Genomic DNA, 14,497 nt, shown 5'->3' with positions numbered 1-14,497 from the left:
GGCTCAGCCTGGTGGTGACAAAGCCAGTTGCGACTGGCTACTAACACCATAACCCAGCTGGCAGAGGGGTGCGCCCGAACCGACAAACGCACAGGGCCGGCAATGGCCGGCCCTGTGTCTGCTTGCGGGCTGTTACTCGGCGGCTTGCGCTGCCCTGGCCTTGCCCTTGGGCGCAAAGCGCGCGGCCAGACGCATGGAGGCGGTCACCACGCGTTGGTAGAAGGCCGGCAGCAGGCGCTGCATGCCATCCAGGGCGTAGGCGTCCGGGCCGATCAGGATGCGCCGCTTGTTGCCCAGCACACCATTGATGATCACCTGGGCGGCTTTCTCCGGCGTGGTGCGCAGCAACTGGTCGTTGAACTGCTGGCGCGCCTTGTCGGCATCCTGGCCGGTGACCTTGCTCAGGCTGTCGTTCATCCGTGCGGTCTTGGCGATATTGGTCTTGATCCCGCCCGGGTGCACGCAGCTGGCCGACACCCCACAATCGGCCATATCCAGCTCCTGGCGCAGCGACTCGGTAAAGCCGCGCACGGCGAACTTGGTGGCGTTGTAGGCGCTCATGCCCGGTTGGGAGAACAGGCCGAAGACGCTGGATACATTGACGATATGGCCACTGCCGGACGCCTTGATATGCGGCAGGAAGGCCTTGGTGCCGTGGACCACGCCCCAGAAGTTGATGTTCATGATCCACTCGTAGTCGGCGTAATCGTTGCCTTCCACGGTGCCGCCCTGGGCGACGCCTGCGTTGTTGAAGATGGCGTTGACCCGCCCGAAGTCGGCCACCACCTGCTCCGCCCAGGCGTGTACGGCCTCGCGGTCGGCGACGTTGACTAGGGTTTCGCTGACCTTCACCCCAAGTTTGCGTGCCTGGGCAGCGGTTTCCGCCAGCCCTTCGCCATTCACATCGGAGAGCGCCAGCTGGCAGCCCTGACGAGCCAGGCCGTAGGCCAGGGCGCGGCCGATACCCGAGCCGGCACCAGTGATGGCAGCTACCTTGTTTTCGAACGACTTCATGCGCTGACCTCCTGGGCAGTCAATGGGATGGCGTTGCTTTGCGCCGGATGGGCCGCCTGCTTGCGGCTGAAATGATAGGCCGCCGGGTCGAAGGTGCGTGTCAGTAGGCGGAAGCGCCAGGTGAAGCCGGGCCATACCGTGCAGTTGCGCCCGCTGACCGGGTGCAGGTACCAGCTCACGCAGCCGCCGGCGTTCCATACGGTATTGCCCAGGCTGCTTTGCAGCTTGCCGTTGAACTTGTCCTGTACCGCCTGTTTGACTTCCAGGCTCTGCAGTTGCTGCTGGCCAACCAGCTTGAGCGCGCCGAGCACGTAATGGATCTGCGACTCGATCATGTAGACCATCGAGTTATGCCCCAGGCCGGTGTTCGGGCCCATCAGGAAGAACAGGTTGGGGAAGCCGGCAGTCAGCGTGCCCTTGTAAGCCTGCGGGCCATCCGGCCAGGTGTCGAGCAGATCAACGCCGCCACGGCCGAACAGCACGCCGCGTGGCAGTGGGTCGCTGGGGGTAAAGCCGGTGCCGAAGATGATGGCGTCGATCTCGCGTTCCTTGCCGTCCACTGTGCGGATGCTGCCCGCGCGGATTTCCTCGATGCCGTCGGTGATCAGGTCGACATTGGGCTGAGTCAGGGCCGGGTAGTAATCGTTGCTGATCAGCACGCGCTTGCAGCCCATCAGATAATCCGGGGTGACCTTGGCGCGCAGCACCGGGTCCTTGATCTGCTTGTTGATGTACCACTTGCCGACTTTCTGGGCGAGGGTCATCACCTTGGGCAGTACGGAGAAGCCGATCACCCGGCTTTCCAGCATGGCGTAGATCACCCCGCGCCAGAGCTTCTGCAGCAGCGGGAATTGCTTGAAGCGGTCACGCTCGCGATCGCTGATGGCGCGGTCCGGCTTGGGCATGATCCAGGGAGCGGTGCGCTGGTAGAGGTCGAGTTGGGCGACCTGCTTCTGGATCTGCGGCACGAACTGGATGGACGAGGCACCGGTGCCGATCACCGCCACTTTTTTACCCGTCAGGTCGTAGTCGTGGTCCCACTGCTGGGAGTGGAACACCTTGCCCTTGAACGTGCTCAGGCCGTTGAGGGCCGGGATCGACGGGGTGGACAGCGCGCCCATGCCGGATACCACGAACTGTGCGGTGTAGCTGTTACCTGCACGGTCGCTGATGTGCCAGAGTTCTTCCTGCTCGTCCCAGGCCATGCGGGCGATTTCGGTGTTGAGCAGGGTGTGGTTGCTCAGGCGGTACTTTTCCCAGCAACCTTCCAGGTAGCCCTGGATCTCCGGCTGCTTGGCGAACATGCGCGTCCAGTTGGGGTTCTGTTCGAAGGAGAAGGAGTACAGGTGCGATTGCACATCGCAGCCGCAACCCGGGTAATTGTTGACCCGCCAGGTGCCACCGACGCCGGCTTCTTTCTCGAACATCAGGAAGTCGTGTTCACCCTCCTGCTTGAGGCGGATGGCCATACCCAGGCCGGAAAAACCGCTGCCGATAATGGCAACCTTGCAGTGACGGGCAGAACCGGGAGGTGAGACGGAGGCATTCATGGCCAAGCTCCTGTTATGGTTATTGTTGGCGTATACAACTGTGCACCAAGGTAGACAGTTGTATACTCTCCAGCAAGTGCCCCCATCACCAACCAACTTTTAGCTAGGGTTTGCCATGCACGCCGATTCCGATGAGCGTCAGCAGAACGCGGAAAAGTCCAGCGAAGCCCCGGGCAAGCGTTTACTGCTGGACGCAGCGTTACGTCTCACCTCAACCAGCCGCAGCTTGAGCAACCTGGGCCTGCGCGAGCTGGCGCGCGAAGCCGGGCTCAATCCCAACACCTTCTACCGGCACTTCAAGGATGTGGACGATCTGGGCCTGACGGTGATTCGGCAGATCTCCACCCAGTTGCGCCAGCCCTTGCGCGATCTGCGCCGGGAAGCGGCCGATCGGGCGGTGCAGTCGGCCCAGGCAGGCTCGCCGATGCTGTTTGGCATCGACTTGCAGCGCGGGCGGCGGGTCTGCCATGAAACCGTGCAGCTGTTCTTCGATTTCGTCGCGCAGAACCCCGAGGCCTTTATCATCGGCGTGCGCGAGCTGCATGGCGCTTCGCCGGTGTTGCGCACGGCGCTGCAGAACATCATGGATGACTTCGGGGCCGATATGGCCGAGGACATCGTGTCCTTCAAGCTGATGCCGGATATGCTCGACCCCAGCGTGGTCTTGCAGGTCTCCAACCTGATCAGCCGTAACCTGTTTCAGTTATCCCTCGACTATATCGGCCAGCCTGAGCGGCGCACGGCGATCTGCGCCCTGGCCGAGGAGCAGATCGTTATGCTGTTTACCGGGGCCAGCGTGTTGCAGAGCCTGGGCCAGCTTAAATTGCCAGTCGAGTAGGCGGGGGGCTCTGGCACACTGATATCAATCAAGCTGCTGTCACAGCTCTGGGCTTATCCTGGTTCTGCGCTATTGCGCAGGCCGTGTGCAGGCCGTTTTTCAGTGTTTTCGCTAAGGACCGCCCATGATTGAAGCAACCTGGATCGCTTTTGCCTTTGTCATGGGGTTGGGCGCGCGGGCTATAGGCTTGCCGCCGCTGGTGGGCTACCTGGCCGCCGGTTTTGCCCTGGCCGGCTTTGGTGACCATATCGGCGTCGGCCCGCGCGACAGTGTGGCGCTGGAACATATCGCCCACCTGGGTGTGCTGCTGTTGCTGTTTACCGTCGGCCTCAAACTCAAACTGGGCAACCTGGCGCGGCGCGAGGTGATCGGTGGTGGCCTGCTGCACTTCACCATCTCCAGCCTGATCTTCCTGCCGGCGATCATGCTGATTCTCGATCTGGCCTGGCAGCAGGGCCTGCTGCTGGCCATTGCCCTGTCGTTTTCCAGTACCGTGCTGGCGGCCAAGGTACTGGAGGGCAAGCGCGAGTTGCGCGCCTTCCACGGCCGGGTGGCGATTGGTGTGCTGATCATCCAGGACCTGATCGCCCTGGTGGTGATGAGCCTGGCCAGCGGCAAGATTCCCTCGGCCTGGGCGTTGCTGCTGTTCGGCCTGCCGCTGTTGCGGCCCTTGTTGTTTCGCCTGCTCGATGCCAGTGGCCACGAGGAGTTGATGGTGCTGCTCGGCCTGTTGCTGGCCCTGGTGGTGGGCGGGCATGGTTTCGAGCAACTGGGCCTGAGCTCCGAGCTGGGGGCACTGGCCTTTGGCGCGATGCTGGCCAAGCACAAGCGTGCCACCGAGCTGTCCAACTCGTTGTGGGGCATCAAGGAAGTGTTTCTGGTTGGCTTCTTTCTACAGATCGGCATCGGCGGCCTGCCGGATGGCGAGGCCCTGCTGTTCGCCATAGTCATGGCTGTGCTGCTGCCGCTCAAGGGGATGCTGTTCTTCTTTCTGTTTATGTTATTCCGCCTGCGCGCGCGTAGCGCTTTCCTCACCGGCGTGAGCCTGACCAACTACAGCGAATTCGGCCTGATCATGGCCAGCGTGGTGTTGCCGGAGTGGATGATTCCGCTGGCCATCACCGTGGCGCTGTCGTTTGTCATTTCCGCGCCGCTCAACCGTATCGCTCACCCGCTCTATGAACGGCTGGCCAAGCGCCTGATCCCCCTGGAACGCAATATCCGCCACCCCGATGAACAGCCGGTGTCCCTTGGCGATGCCCAGGTACTGGTGATGGGCATGGGCCGCACCGGGCGCGCCGCATACGATTACCTGCAGGAGAAGGGCTATCGGGTGGTGGGGCTCGACTCCGACCCTGTGGTGATCGAGCAGAGCACCAAGGCCGGGCGTCAGGTGCTGTTCGCCGACGGTGAGGATCAGATGTTCTGGCAGCACCTGGAGATGCCGCAGGTCGATGCGGTGATTCTGGCCCTGAACGATGCCGAGGCGAAGATCATTTCCACCGAGAAGCTGCGTGCCCGAGGCTTTGCCGGTTTGCTGGTATCCCATGCCATGTATGAGGACATCGCCCGGCGTATCCAGCAGGCCGGGGCGGATCGTACCTACCTGACCATGAGCGAGGCCGGGGCCGGCCTCGCCGAACATGTGTACCGCGATCTCGAGCAGCGTGGCCGAGACCGTCGCGATTAAACGACAGGCTCCGGCCTGGTTGCTAGTTAAAGCCCAGGCGATGACGCCAGCGTTGTTCCAGCGCCTTGCTGTCGTGGTCCAGCGGATGGAAGCCGGGACGGTAGTAGTCCAGATAGGGCAGGAGCAGCTTGGTCAGGAAGCCGTTGCGTGGGCCGAACAGCATCTTCAGGCCCTTGCCCCAGCTGCGCCAGTTGAACAGCTGGCCGTCCTTGCGCAGCAGGTGCACCTGGAACCAGCCGATCACGCCGACGAAGATCAGGGTGGTGATGGCCATCATGATGGTGCGGGTGAAGTAGCCGCCATAGACCTGCTGGTACACGTCGTAGCAGACCGCCTTGTGCTCGTTTTCCTCGATGGCGTGCCACATCCACAGCTGATACAGCTTGGGGTCGTTCATCTGGGTGGTCAGGTCTTCGCGCTGCAGCAGCTGCTCGGCCATGGTCGCGGTGAAGTGCTCCAGGGCGCAGGTGGCGGCCAGGCGGTGTTTCTTGGTGCTGATCTTGGTGATCCACTCGAGCAGTACCTTGATCCGCAATTCCAGGCGCTCAAGATCGATGCCGTGCTTGGCGGCGTAGTCGTTGTAGGCCGCGTGTTCTTTGGAGTGCATGGCCTCCTGGCCGATAAAGGCGCTGATGTCCTTCTTCAGTTGCGGCTCGGTAACCTCATTGCGAACGGCGCGCACGCTGTCGACGAAGAACTTCTCGCCATAGGGAAACAGCGACGACAGGTTGTTCATGAAATGGCTCATAAAGGGGTCGCCGGCGAACCAGAATTTCTGGCTATCGCTAAAGCTGAAATCCATGCGGCGAACCGGGAAACTGGCGCTTGGGGTGCTGCTTTGGGCTGTCATAGGGGCGACTCCTGGGCATATTGGTCGCGCTGTGCGACCGCTCTTGTTATCAGGCGGGATCGACAGCGCGAGGGCTGTCTGTGGCCGTGCTGAATCTTTAGCCCAGGGCGGTTTTGCTGCGAGGTCATTTCTGGCCATGGCGGCCGTTTTAACGCCAACTTATGGTTAGTTGTCCGACAGTTTGCCGTGCGGGATGGAGGCCTGTGCTTGCCTGTCAGGCCTATGAATCCCCTGAGCCCATAACCCGAATACGCCACAGCGCGCGGCGCTTTCGGGCACTCAGGGTAAGGCTTAGCGCTGCTGGCGCAGCTCGGCCACTTCCGTGCGCAGGGCACGCAGTTCATCGAGGAGCAGTTGCTCGGTGGGCGAGGGTGGGGCCAGTTTGGCTTCCTGTTCATGGGTGGTCTGCATGGCATTGACCACCACGGCGATAAACAGGTTGAGCATCATAAAGGTGGCGATCAGGATAAACGGCAGGAAGTACATCCACGCCAGCGGGAAGGTTTCCATCACCGGGCGCACGATGCCCATCGACCAGCTTTCCAGGGTCATCACTTGGAACAGGGTGTAGAGACTGGCACCCAGGCTGCCGAACCATTCGGGGAAGGCCTCGCCGAACAGCTGGGTGGCCATCACCGCGGCCACGTAGAACACCAGACCCAGCAGCATGGCGATGCTGCCCATCCCCGGCAGGGAGGACAGCAGCGCCTGTACCACCCGGCGCATATTCGGGTTGATCGAGATCAGCCGCAGCACGCGCAAGACCCGCAGCGCACGCAGCACGGCAAAGGGACCGCTGGCCGGCACCAGGGCGATGCCCACCACCAGGCAGTCGAACACCGCCCAGGGATCGCGCAGCAGGCCCAGGCCGCGGGCGACGAAGCGCAGGCCCAGTTCGAGGATAAACAGCAGCAGGATCAGCTGATCCAGGCCTAGCAGCAGCTCGCCCCATTGCGCCATCAGGCCGGGAGAAGTCTGCATGCCGAGGATTGCGGCGTTGAGGATGATCAGCGTGGTGACCAGGCGGGTGATGGTCTGGCTTTCCATCAGCGCAGCCAGGCGCGAGCGCCAAGCAGTGGTACTCGGGGTCAAACTGTATTCGGGCATGATTTATTGGTCGTTAAGGGCGAAGGCGGTGAGGGTGAAGGTCGGGATGCCGATGTCTTGGAGCTTCTGCGAGCCGCCCAGTTCCGGCAGGTCGATAATTGCCGCGGCCTCGTAGATGCTCGCGCCCATGCGCCGGACCAGCTGCGCGGCGGCCAGCAGGGTGCCGCCGGTGGCGATGAGGTCATCGAACATGACGATCTTGTCGCCTTCACAGAGGCTGTCGGCATGGACTTCGAGCAGGGCTTCGCCGTACTCGGTCTGATAGCGTTCGCTGAGCACATCGGCGGGCAGCTTGCCCTGTTTGCGGAACAGGATCAGTGGCTTGTTCAGCTCGTAGGCGATGATCGAACCGACCAGAAAACCGCGCGCGTCCATGGCTCCGATATGGCTGAACTCGGCTTCGACATAACGCTGGATAAAGCTGTCGGCGACCATGCGCAGGGCGCGCGGCGACTGGAACAGCGGGGTGATGTCACGGAAGATCACGCCGGGTTTGGGGAAGTCCTTAACCGGGCGGATCAGGGTCTTGATGCTGAACTCGTCGAAAATCATCGTGGGTATCCTGGCCGTTGCAGGTCAATCAGCCCTCGAGATTACCGCCGGCCAAGGCGCACAGCTCGATGGGGTCGAGAATATGCACTTCCTTGCCTTCGGCTTCGAGCAGCTTGTTCTGTTGGAAGCGAGTAAATACGCGAGACACGGTCTCTACCGCAAGGCCCAAATAGTTACCAATTTCGTTACGCGACATGGCCAGGCGGAACTGATTGGCGGAGAAGCCGCGGGCGCGGAAGCGCGCCGACAGGTTGACCAGGAAGGTGGCGATGCGTTCGTCGGCGGTTTTCTTCGAAAGCAGGAGCATCATCTGCTGATCGTCGCGGATCTCGCGGCTCATGATGCGCATCAGCTGGCGGCGCAGTTGCGGCAGCTGCACGGACAACTCGTCCAGACGCTCGAACGGGATCTCGCACACCGAGGTGGTTTCCAGGGCCATGGCCGAGACCGGGTAGATTTCGCTGTCCATGCCGGACAGCCCGACCAGTTCGCTGGGCAGGTGAAAGCCGGTGATCTGCTCGTCGCCGCTATCGCTCAGGCTGAAGGTCTTCAGTGCGCCGGAACGCACCGCGAATACCGAGTTGAAGGCGTCGCCCTGGCGGAACAGGAACTCGCCCTTTTTCAGGGGGCGGCCGCGTTTAACGATATCGTCCAGGGCGTCCATGTCTTCCATGTTCAGCGAAAGCGGCAGACACAGGCTGGCCAGGCTGCAGTCATTGCAATGAACATGGTGGGTGCTGTGCAACTTGATGCTTTCGGACATCGGCAGCGCTTCCTTGGTTAAACAGACAATGCCAGCAAGGTTACAGCAGGACTTGGCGTGCAGCCAGTCAGACTGAAGTCTGACCGGGCGCTCAAGTTTGCCCCCTTGGCAGCCGACACGCCAGAGGATTTCCCCAGGCTGCAAGGAGCACCCATCTGCGAGTGGATTCGACTGTGCTGAGCAACCGTCTGAGCATAGCACTGCAGCGCAGGAACGCTGCTGCCGAGAGCAGCCATGAGGATGGGCAGGCGCTGCGCGATGGTTTGCGGGTGAGCTTGTCCGCGTTGGGCAAGGTGCATTCCGCTGCGGCGCAGAAAAACCGCGATATCGACGAGAGCAGCCTGGCGGACAGGCTCAAGCAGGTCCTCAGGATGATCCGTGCGCTCAAGGCGCAGATCGTGCAGAAGAAGGTCGAGTTGACGGCGCTGATGGCCGATACCCGGCGTATGCGCATCGAGGCCCTGCAGGGCGAGCTGGCTTCGTTGCCGGGGGCGTTGAGCAGCGCCAGCGCGATGCTGCTCAAGACGGTGCGGGAGCAGGGGTTGAGCGCCCAACAAATGCAGGAAGTGGCCACGTTGAGCATCAGCTAGGCGACCAAGCACGGTGTGCCATGCCACCGCCTGTTCCCTGTACCCCGGTACCAGCAAGAGACCGCGGCCTGGTCAGGTGCGCACGGCGCACCCTACGGGGGCGTGGAACACTTGGCAGACCCTAGATCACCCGGGAAAAGCGCTGGCGATTGTGTTCGGTGAGGTAGTGGTCGAACAGCATGCACAGCGAGCGCACCAGCAAGCGACCGGTTGGCCGCACTTCTATGCCCTGCTGGTCCAGCTGGATCAGGCCGTCCTGGGCCATCTGCTGCAGTTGCGGCCATATTTCACCGAAGTAGCTGCGAAAATCTATCGAGTAAGCCTGTTCAATCTCGCCGAAGTTCAGGCGGAAATGGCAGATCAGCTGCTGGATCACTGCGCGGCGCAGGCGGTCGTCGGCATTGCAGTGCAGGCCGCGCACCGTCGCCAGCTCGCCCTGGGCCAGGCTTTCCTGATACTTGCTCAGGTCGGCATTGTTCTGGCAGTAGAGGTCGCCAATCTGGCTGATCGATGACACCCCGAGGCCGATCAGGTCGCAGTGGCCATGGGTGGTATAGCCCTGGAAATTGCGTTGCAGGCTGCCATCTTCCTGGGCGCTGGCCAGTTCGTCGTCGGGCAGGGCGAAGTGATCCATGCCGATATAGCGGTAACCGGCGGCGCTCAGCTGTTCGATGCTGGCCTGCAGCATGGCCAGCTTGTCGCCGGCGCTGGGCAGGTCGGCGCTGTCGATCCGCCGTTGCGGCATAAAGCGCTCGGGCAGATGGGCGTAGTTGAACAGCGACAGGCGATCGGGCTGCAGGGCGATGACTTCGTCGACGGTGCGGGCAAAGCGCTCCGGGGTCTGCAGCGGCAGGCCGTAGATCAGGTCGATATTGATCGAGCGGAACTGCAGGGTGCGCGCCGCTTCGACGATGGCGCGGGTTTCTTCCAGGGTCTGCAGGCGGTTGACCGCCCGCTGGACCGCCGGGTCGAGATCCTGCACGCCGAGGCTGACGCGGTTGAAACCCAGCTCGCGGAGCAGGCCCATGGTCGACCAGTCGGCCTCGCGCGGGTCGATCTCGATGCTGTAATCACCGCTGTCGTCATCCAGCAGGTTGAAGTGCTGGCGCAGATGGGCCATCAGGTGGCGCAGCTCATCGTGGCTAAGAAAGGTCGGCGTGCCGCCGCCGAAGTGCAGCTGTTCGACCTTTTGCTGTGGGTCGAGATGGCGGCCGATGATCTCGATTTCCCGCTGCAGTTTTTCCAGGTAGGGCAGGGCACGACCGCGATCCTTGGTAATGACCTTGTTGCAGGCGCAGTAGTAGCAGATGTGCGCGCAGAACGGGATATGCACATACAGCGACAGCGGGCGCAGCGCCTTGCGGCTGTCGCGCAGAGCGTGAAGCATGTCGAACTGGCCGATGCCTTCATGGAACTGCACGGCGGTGGGGTAGGAGGTATAGCGAGGGCCGGCCTGGTCGTAGCGACGGATCAGGCTGGTGTCCCATTGGATGGCGTCGAGCATGCGGGCATTCCCGGTTTGGCTATCAGTACCGGGAAGTCTAAGAGTGCCTCGCCTGACGTGTTTTGACTTGGATCATGGGGCCGCGGGCTGAGGCTGTGCTATTGCGGCGTATGGCCGTCTCAATGGCCCATCAGCCAGTGCTGGTGCGGGCCGGGCAGCGTCCATAGGCCGAACAGGATGACCAGGATGCCGCCGGCCATGCGCACGCCCCGTTGACGCAGCAGGGCGGTCAGGCGTTCGGCGGCCATGCCGGTGGCCAGCAGCACCGGCAGGGTGCCGAGGCCGAAGGCCAGCATCAGGGCGGCGCTGTCCAGGGCGTTGCCCTGGCTGGCGGCCCAGAGCAGAGTGCTGTAGACCAGGCCGCAGGGCAGCCAGCCCCACAGGCTGCCCAGGACCAGGGCGCGGGGCAGGCTGGTGACCGGCATAAAGCGCCGGGTCAGCGGCTGGATATGCCGCCACAGGCCGCGGCCCAGGCCCTCGATACGGGTCAGGCCGCTCCACCAGCCGGCCAGGTACAGACCCATGGCAATCAGCAGCAGCGCCGCAACCACGCGCAGGCCCATCACCAGTGGGCTGGCCGCCACCGCCCAGCCGGCCAGGCCGAGCAGCAGGCCGGCCAGGCTGTAGCTGAGGATGCGCCCCAGGTTGTAGCTCAGCAGCAGCTGCAAGCGGCGCGCACGTTGTTCGGGAGGGATGGCCAGGGTCAGCGCGCCCATCAGCCCGCCGCACATGCCCAGGCAATGGCCGCCGCCGAGCAGGCCGAGGATCAGCGCCGACACCAGCAGGGGTAGCAGTTCAGGCACCGGGCTTGTCCTCGGGGCCTGGCGGGGTGCTGTCCTGCTGGGCCTGGTTGACCGCGGCCTGGTGCTTGGGGTCTTCGTCGTCGAACAGGATGCTGTGGGCCGGGCCGTCGAGGTCATCGTACTGGCCGCTGTCCACCGCCCAGAAGAACAGCCAGATGGCGAAACCGACCAGAGCAATGGCGACCGGGATCAGGATATAGAGCGCGGGCATGGAATCTCCGGTTTCGGGCAGTATGTAGGGTGGATGTCGCTTTTTACATCCACCATGGCGGCGCGCTGGTGGAGCGGTGACGCCTGATCCAGCCTACGGGCGCGTGAGCCGCAAGGCATTCAACACCACCAGCAATGAGCTGACCGACATACCCAGGGCGGCCCAGATCGGGGTAATCCAGCCCATGGCGGCGAAGGGCAGCACCAGGCCATTGTACAGACTGGCCCAGGTCAGGTTCTCGATGATGATGCGCCGGGTTCGTTGCGCCATGTGTAGCGCCTGCACCAGGCTGCTCAGGCGGTTGGACAGCAACACCGCATCGGCGCTGGTCTTGGCCAGGTCGGTGGCGCTGCCCATGGCCACGCTGATATCGGCGGCGGCCAGTACCGGCACGTCGTTGACCCCATCGCCGAGCATCAGCACCCGGCGGCCCTGATTGTGCAGCTGCTTCAGCACCTCCAGCTTGGCATCCGGGGTCAGGCCGCCGCGGGCATCCTTGATGCCCAGCTGGCGTGCCACTTCGCCGACCATTGGCGAGCTGTCGCCGGACAGCAGCATGATCTGCCAATGCCGGGCCTTGGCCGCGGCGATCAGTTGCGGTGCATCTTCGCGCAGGCGGTCATCCAGTACGAACCAGGCCAGTGGGCCTTGTTCATCACCCAGCAGCAGCCACTGGCCGTGTTCGCCGGTAATCATAGGTACCGCCTGAGCGCTGAGTGCGCAGACGAAACCCGCCTCACCAATACGCAGCAGATGCTCGCCAACACGTCCCTGAAGGCCCAGCCCCGGATGGCTGTCGACCGCTTCTGCGGCTTCAGGGGCCTGGCCAAAGGCGCGGGCAATCGGGTGTTCGGAGCGGTTTTCCAGGGCGGCGGCCAGGGCCAGGCAGCTGTCGGCATCCAGCTCGCGCAAGGGGTGAATGGCGCTCAGGGTCAGGCGGCCCTCGGTGAGTGTGCCGGTCTTGTCCAGTACCAGGGTATCGATCTGCTTCAGGCCCTCCAGCACATGGCCGCGGGTCAGCAGCAGGCCCAGCTTGTGCAGGGAACCGGTGGCGGCGGTCAGCGCGGTAGGGGTGGCCAGGGCCAGGGCGCAGGGACAGGTGGCGACCAGCAAGGCCAGCACCACCCAGAAGGCGCGCGAGGGGTCGAGTTGCCACCAGACCAGGCCGACCACAGCGGCGGCGACCAGGACGATCAGCAGGAACCACTGCGCCACCTGGTCGGCCAGCACCGCCAGGCGCGGTTTGTCGCTCTGCGCACGCTCCAGCAGGCGGACGATGGCCGACAGTCGGGTGGCGTCGCCGAGGGCTTGCACCTGTACGGTCAGCGGGCCTTCGACGTTGAGGGTGCCGGCGGTGACGCTGTCGCCAGCGGCGCGGGGTTGCGGCAAGTATTCGCCGGTCAGCAGGGACTCGTCGACACTGGATGTGCCTTGCAGGATGCGTCCGTCCGCCGGCAGCAGGGCACCGGGTGGGACCAGCACGCTGTCGCCCGTACGCAGCTCGCTCAGCAGAATGCGTTGGCTGTGGCCGTCGGCCTCCAGGCGCAGGCAGGAGGCCGGCAGCAGATTGACCAGCTGCGCGGTGGCTGCCGCCGTGCGTTCACGGGCGCGGCGCTCCAGGTAACGGCCGGCCAGGAGGAACAGGGCAAACATGCCCACGGCATCGAAATACAGCTCGCCCTGGCCGGTCACGGTCGACCAGATACCGGCCACATAGGCCCCGCCGATGGCCAGGGACACCGATACGTCCATGGTCAGGTGGCGGGTGCGCAGGTCGCGCAACGCGCCGCGGAAGAACTGGCCGCAGCAGTAGAAGACGATGGGCGTGGTGAGAAACAGGCTGACCCAGCGCAGGATCTGGTCCAGCTCGGGGCTGAGGTCGATATTGAATTCCGGCCAGGTGGCCATGCTCGCCATCATCACCTGCATCCACAGCATGCCGGCCACCCCCAGTTCGCGCATGGCGCGGCGGTTTTCCCGCTGCAACTGTTCGGCGGCGGCGTCGGCCTGCCAGGGGTGGGCGGCGTAGCCGATCTTGCGCAGGGCCTTGAGCAGTTGGCTCAACGGCAGCTGGCTGTCGGCCCAGCGCACCTGCAGGCGGTGGTTGGACAGGTTGAGATGCGCCTCGCTGACGCCGGGCAGGTCGCGCAGGTGTTTCTCGATCAGCCAGCCACAGGCCGCGCAGCTGATGCCTTCGATCAGCAGGCAGGTCTCGCTGAGTTCGCCGTCATGTTCGACAAAGGGCTGTTGCACATCGCGGCGGTCATACAGGGCCAACTCGTCGGGCAGGGCCTGGGGCAGGCTCTGCGGGTTGGCGGCGGTTTCGCTGCGGTGCTTGTAGTAGTGCTCCAGGCCGCCGGCGACTATGGCCTCAGCCACCGCCTGGCAGCCGGGGCAGCAAAGCTCGCGGCGCGCACCGAGAATCTCGGCCTGGAAGCGGCTGCCGGCAGGCACCGGCAGGCCACAGTGGTAGCAGGGGGTTGGGCTGGCCATCGCTGCGCTTACTGCTCATCCCCGAGGCGGATGCTGTTGCCACTGGCGACGTTTTCCTCTTCGAACAGGCGCCAGTCCTTGCCGCCTTCCTGGCCGATGAGCTCGACGAAACGGCGGCCTTCAATGGCGTCGATCATCTGCCCGCTGTAACTGCCATCGTCCTGGGGTTGCAGGACCACCCGGCGGTCGCGCTCCGGCTGGGTCGGCGAGATCAGGTTGAGCACCAGTTGTTGCGGGCGGCTATTGCCCTGCAGCTGCAGGCTGGCAACCCCGGTTTCATCGTCAAGCACCAGGGTGGCGCTGAGCTTCAGGCGAACCGCATGGTTTTCCCGTTCCAGGGACTGGTTGATGCCCTTGCCGACATCGTAATAGTCATCGGAAATCAGCCCCGGCGGGTTCTTCGTGGCGATGGTCAGCAAGGTCAGCCCCTGGACCACCGAGTAGGCCAGCAGGCCAATCAGGAACCAGGGCCAGAATTGCTTGTACCAGGGCTTGATGATCTCGGGGCTTTGCTCTGTCATGGTCTTCTCTG

Annotated in this window: 14 protein-coding genes; 3 read left to right on the top strand and 11 right to left on the bottom strand. The window is 63.6% G+C overall.

Translation table 11 applies throughout. From position 1 onward, the window contains the following. Positions 1–132: 132 nt before the first annotated feature. Together WMW70_RS10480 and WMW70_RS10475 are read right to left on the bottom strand one after the other, a co-directional pair. Complete coding sequence (locus tag WMW70_RS10480) at positions 133–1,014, bottom strand: SDR family NAD(P)-dependent oxidoreductase (protein ID WP_341437447.1); 882 nt, start codon at positions 1,012–1,014, stop codon at positions 133–135. Next, on the bottom strand, positions 1,011–2,564 hold the full coding sequence (locus WMW70_RS10475) for a flavin-containing monooxygenase (RefSeq protein ID WP_341437446.1): 1,554 nt from the start codon (positions 2,562–2,564) through the stop codon (positions 1,011–1,013). Before WMW70_RS10475 ends, WMW70_RS10480 begins: the two co-directional genes overlap by 4 nt. A 115-nt stretch (positions 2,565–2,679) precedes the next feature. Between WMW70_RS10475 and WMW70_RS10470 the strand changes: the two genes are divergently transcribed. Continuing rightward, the gene (locus tag WMW70_RS10470; RefSeq protein WP_341437445.1) at positions 2,680–3,402 is read left to right on the top strand and encodes a TetR family transcriptional regulator; all 723 of its coding nucleotides are present in this window, start codon (positions 2,680–2,682) and stop codon (positions 3,400–3,402) included. Positions 3,403–3,526: 124 nt separating this feature from the next. Further along, the gene (locus WMW70_RS10465; protein WP_341437444.1) at positions 3,527–5,092 is read left to right on the top strand and encodes a cation:proton antiporter family protein; all 1,566 of its coding nucleotides are present in this window, start codon (positions 3,527–3,529) and stop codon (positions 5,090–5,092) included. A 22-nt stretch (positions 5,093–5,114) separates the two neighbouring features. On the opposite strand, the gene WMW70_RS10460 is transcribed toward WMW70_RS10465, so the two are convergent. From WMW70_RS10460 to fnr, 4 genes are all read right to left on the bottom strand, one after another. Next, on the bottom strand, positions 5,115–5,942 hold the full coding sequence (locus tag WMW70_RS10460) for a metal-dependent hydrolase (RefSeq protein WP_341437443.1): 828 nt from the start codon (positions 5,940–5,942) through the stop codon (positions 5,115–5,117). Positions 5,943–6,233: 291 nt separating this feature from the next. Then, on the bottom strand, positions 6,234–7,049 hold the full coding sequence (locus tag WMW70_RS10455) for an ion transporter (RefSeq protein ID WP_341437442.1): 816 nt from the start codon (positions 7,047–7,049) through the stop codon (positions 6,234–6,236). Between the two features lie 3 nt (positions 7,050–7,052). Further along, positions 7,053–7,601 carry an adenine phosphoribosyltransferase gene (locus WMW70_RS10450; RefSeq protein ID WP_341437441.1) on the bottom strand — a complete coding sequence of 183 codons (549 nt, stop codon included), beginning with the start codon at positions 7,599–7,601 and terminating at the stop codon, positions 7,053–7,055. 28 nt (positions 7,602–7,629) lie between these two features. Continuing rightward, a complete protein-coding gene (fnr, locus tag WMW70_RS10445) occupies positions 7,630–8,364 on the bottom strand; it encodes a fumarate/nitrate reduction transcriptional regulator Fnr (protein ID WP_341437440.1) in 735 nt (244 codons plus the stop codon). A 161-nt stretch (positions 8,365–8,525) separates the two neighbouring features. Here fnr and WMW70_RS10440 point away from each other — a divergent pair, with 161 nt between their 5' ends. Continuing rightward, entirely contained in the window at positions 8,526–8,954 is a 429-nt protein-coding gene (locus tag WMW70_RS10440) for a hypothetical protein (RefSeq protein ID WP_341437439.1), read from the top strand. 121 nt (positions 8,955–9,075) lie between these two features. Here the strand turns inward: WMW70_RS10440 and hemN are convergent, their stop codons facing one another. From hemN to WMW70_RS10415, 5 genes are all read right to left on the bottom strand, one after another. Further along, positions 9,076–10,458 (bottom strand): oxygen-independent coproporphyrinogen III oxidase, encoded by a 1,383-nt coding sequence (gene hemN, locus WMW70_RS10435; protein ID WP_341437438.1) that lies wholly within the window; start codon positions 10,456–10,458, stop codon positions 9,076–9,078. Between the two features lie 119 nt (positions 10,459–10,577). Further along, entirely contained in the window at positions 10,578–11,261 is a 684-nt protein-coding gene (locus WMW70_RS10430; protein WP_341437437.1) for a sulfite exporter TauE/SafE family protein, read from the bottom strand. Further along, complete coding sequence (ccoS, locus tag WMW70_RS10425; protein ID WP_341437436.1) at positions 11,254–11,472, bottom strand: cbb3-type cytochrome oxidase assembly protein CcoS; 219 nt, start codon at positions 11,470–11,472, stop codon at positions 11,254–11,256. The genes WMW70_RS10430 and ccoS overlap by 8 nt, the downstream gene beginning before the upstream one ends. A 93-nt stretch (positions 11,473–11,565) precedes the next feature. Then, on the bottom strand, positions 11,566–13,965 hold the full coding sequence (locus WMW70_RS10420; RefSeq protein ID WP_341437435.1) for a heavy metal translocating P-type ATPase: 2,400 nt from the start codon (positions 13,963–13,965) through the stop codon (positions 11,566–11,568). Between the two features lie 8 nt (positions 13,966–13,973). Beyond that, positions 13,974–14,486, bottom strand: a complete 513-nt coding sequence (locus WMW70_RS10415) for a FixH family protein (protein WP_341437434.1) — start codon at positions 14,484–14,486, stop codon at positions 13,974–13,976. Positions 14,487–14,497 lie beyond the last annotated feature (11 nt).

This window comes from Pseudomonas sp. XK-1 (assembly GCF_038069885.1).
In the GTDB taxonomy this organism is placed as follows: Bacteria; Pseudomonadota; Gammaproteobacteria; order Pseudomonadales; family Pseudomonadaceae; genus Aquipseudomonas.
The sequence above is the reverse complement of the archived record's forward strand: the minus strand, read 5'-3'. Positions and strand labels throughout refer to the sequence as shown.

Bases quoted from the DNA above. Each gene is read 5' to 3' on its own strand.
- WMW70_RS10470 (WP_341437445.1), top strand. From the start codon at position 2,680: ATGCACGCCGATTCCGATGAGCGTCAGCAGAACGCGGAAAAGTCCAGC.
- WMW70_RS10455 (WP_341437442.1), bottom strand. From the start codon at position 7,049: ATGCCCGAATACAGTTTGACCCCGAGTACCACTGCTTGGCGCTCGCGC.
- hemN (WP_341437438.1), bottom strand. From the start codon at position 10,458: ATGCTCGACGCCATCCAATGGGACACCAGCCTGATCCGTCGCTACGAC.
- WMW70_RS10475 (WP_341437446.1), bottom strand. From the start codon at position 2,564: ATGAATGCCTCCGTCTCACCTCCCGGTTCTGCCCGTCACTGCAAGGTT.
- WMW70_RS10450 (WP_341437441.1), bottom strand. From the start codon at position 7,601: ATGATTTTCGACGAGTTCAGCATCAAGACCCTGATCCGCCCGGTTAAG.
- WMW70_RS10460 (WP_341437443.1), bottom strand. From the start codon at position 5,942: ATGACAGCCCAAAGCAGCACCCCAAGCGCCAGTTTCCCGGTTCGCCGC.
- WMW70_RS10480 (WP_341437447.1), bottom strand. From the start codon at position 1,014: ATGAAGTCGTTCGAAAACAAGGTAGCTGCCATCACTGGTGCCGGCTCG.
- fnr (WP_341437440.1), bottom strand. From the start codon at position 8,364: ATGTCCGAAAGCATCAAGTTGCACAGCACCCACCATGTTCATTGCAAT.
- WMW70_RS10465 (WP_341437444.1), top strand. From the start codon at position 3,527: ATGATTGAAGCAACCTGGATCGCTTTTGCCTTTGTCATGGGGTTGGGC.
- ccoS (WP_341437436.1), bottom strand. From the start codon at position 11,472: ATGCCCGCGCTCTATATCCTGATCCCGGTCGCCATTGCTCTGGTCGGT.
- WMW70_RS10420 (WP_341437435.1), bottom strand. From the start codon at position 13,965: ATGGCCAGCCCAACCCCCTGCTACCACTGTGGCCTGCCGGTGCCTGCC.
- WMW70_RS10415 (WP_341437434.1), bottom strand. From the start codon at position 14,486: ATGACAGAGCAAAGCCCCGAGATCATCAAGCCCTGGTACAAGCAATTC.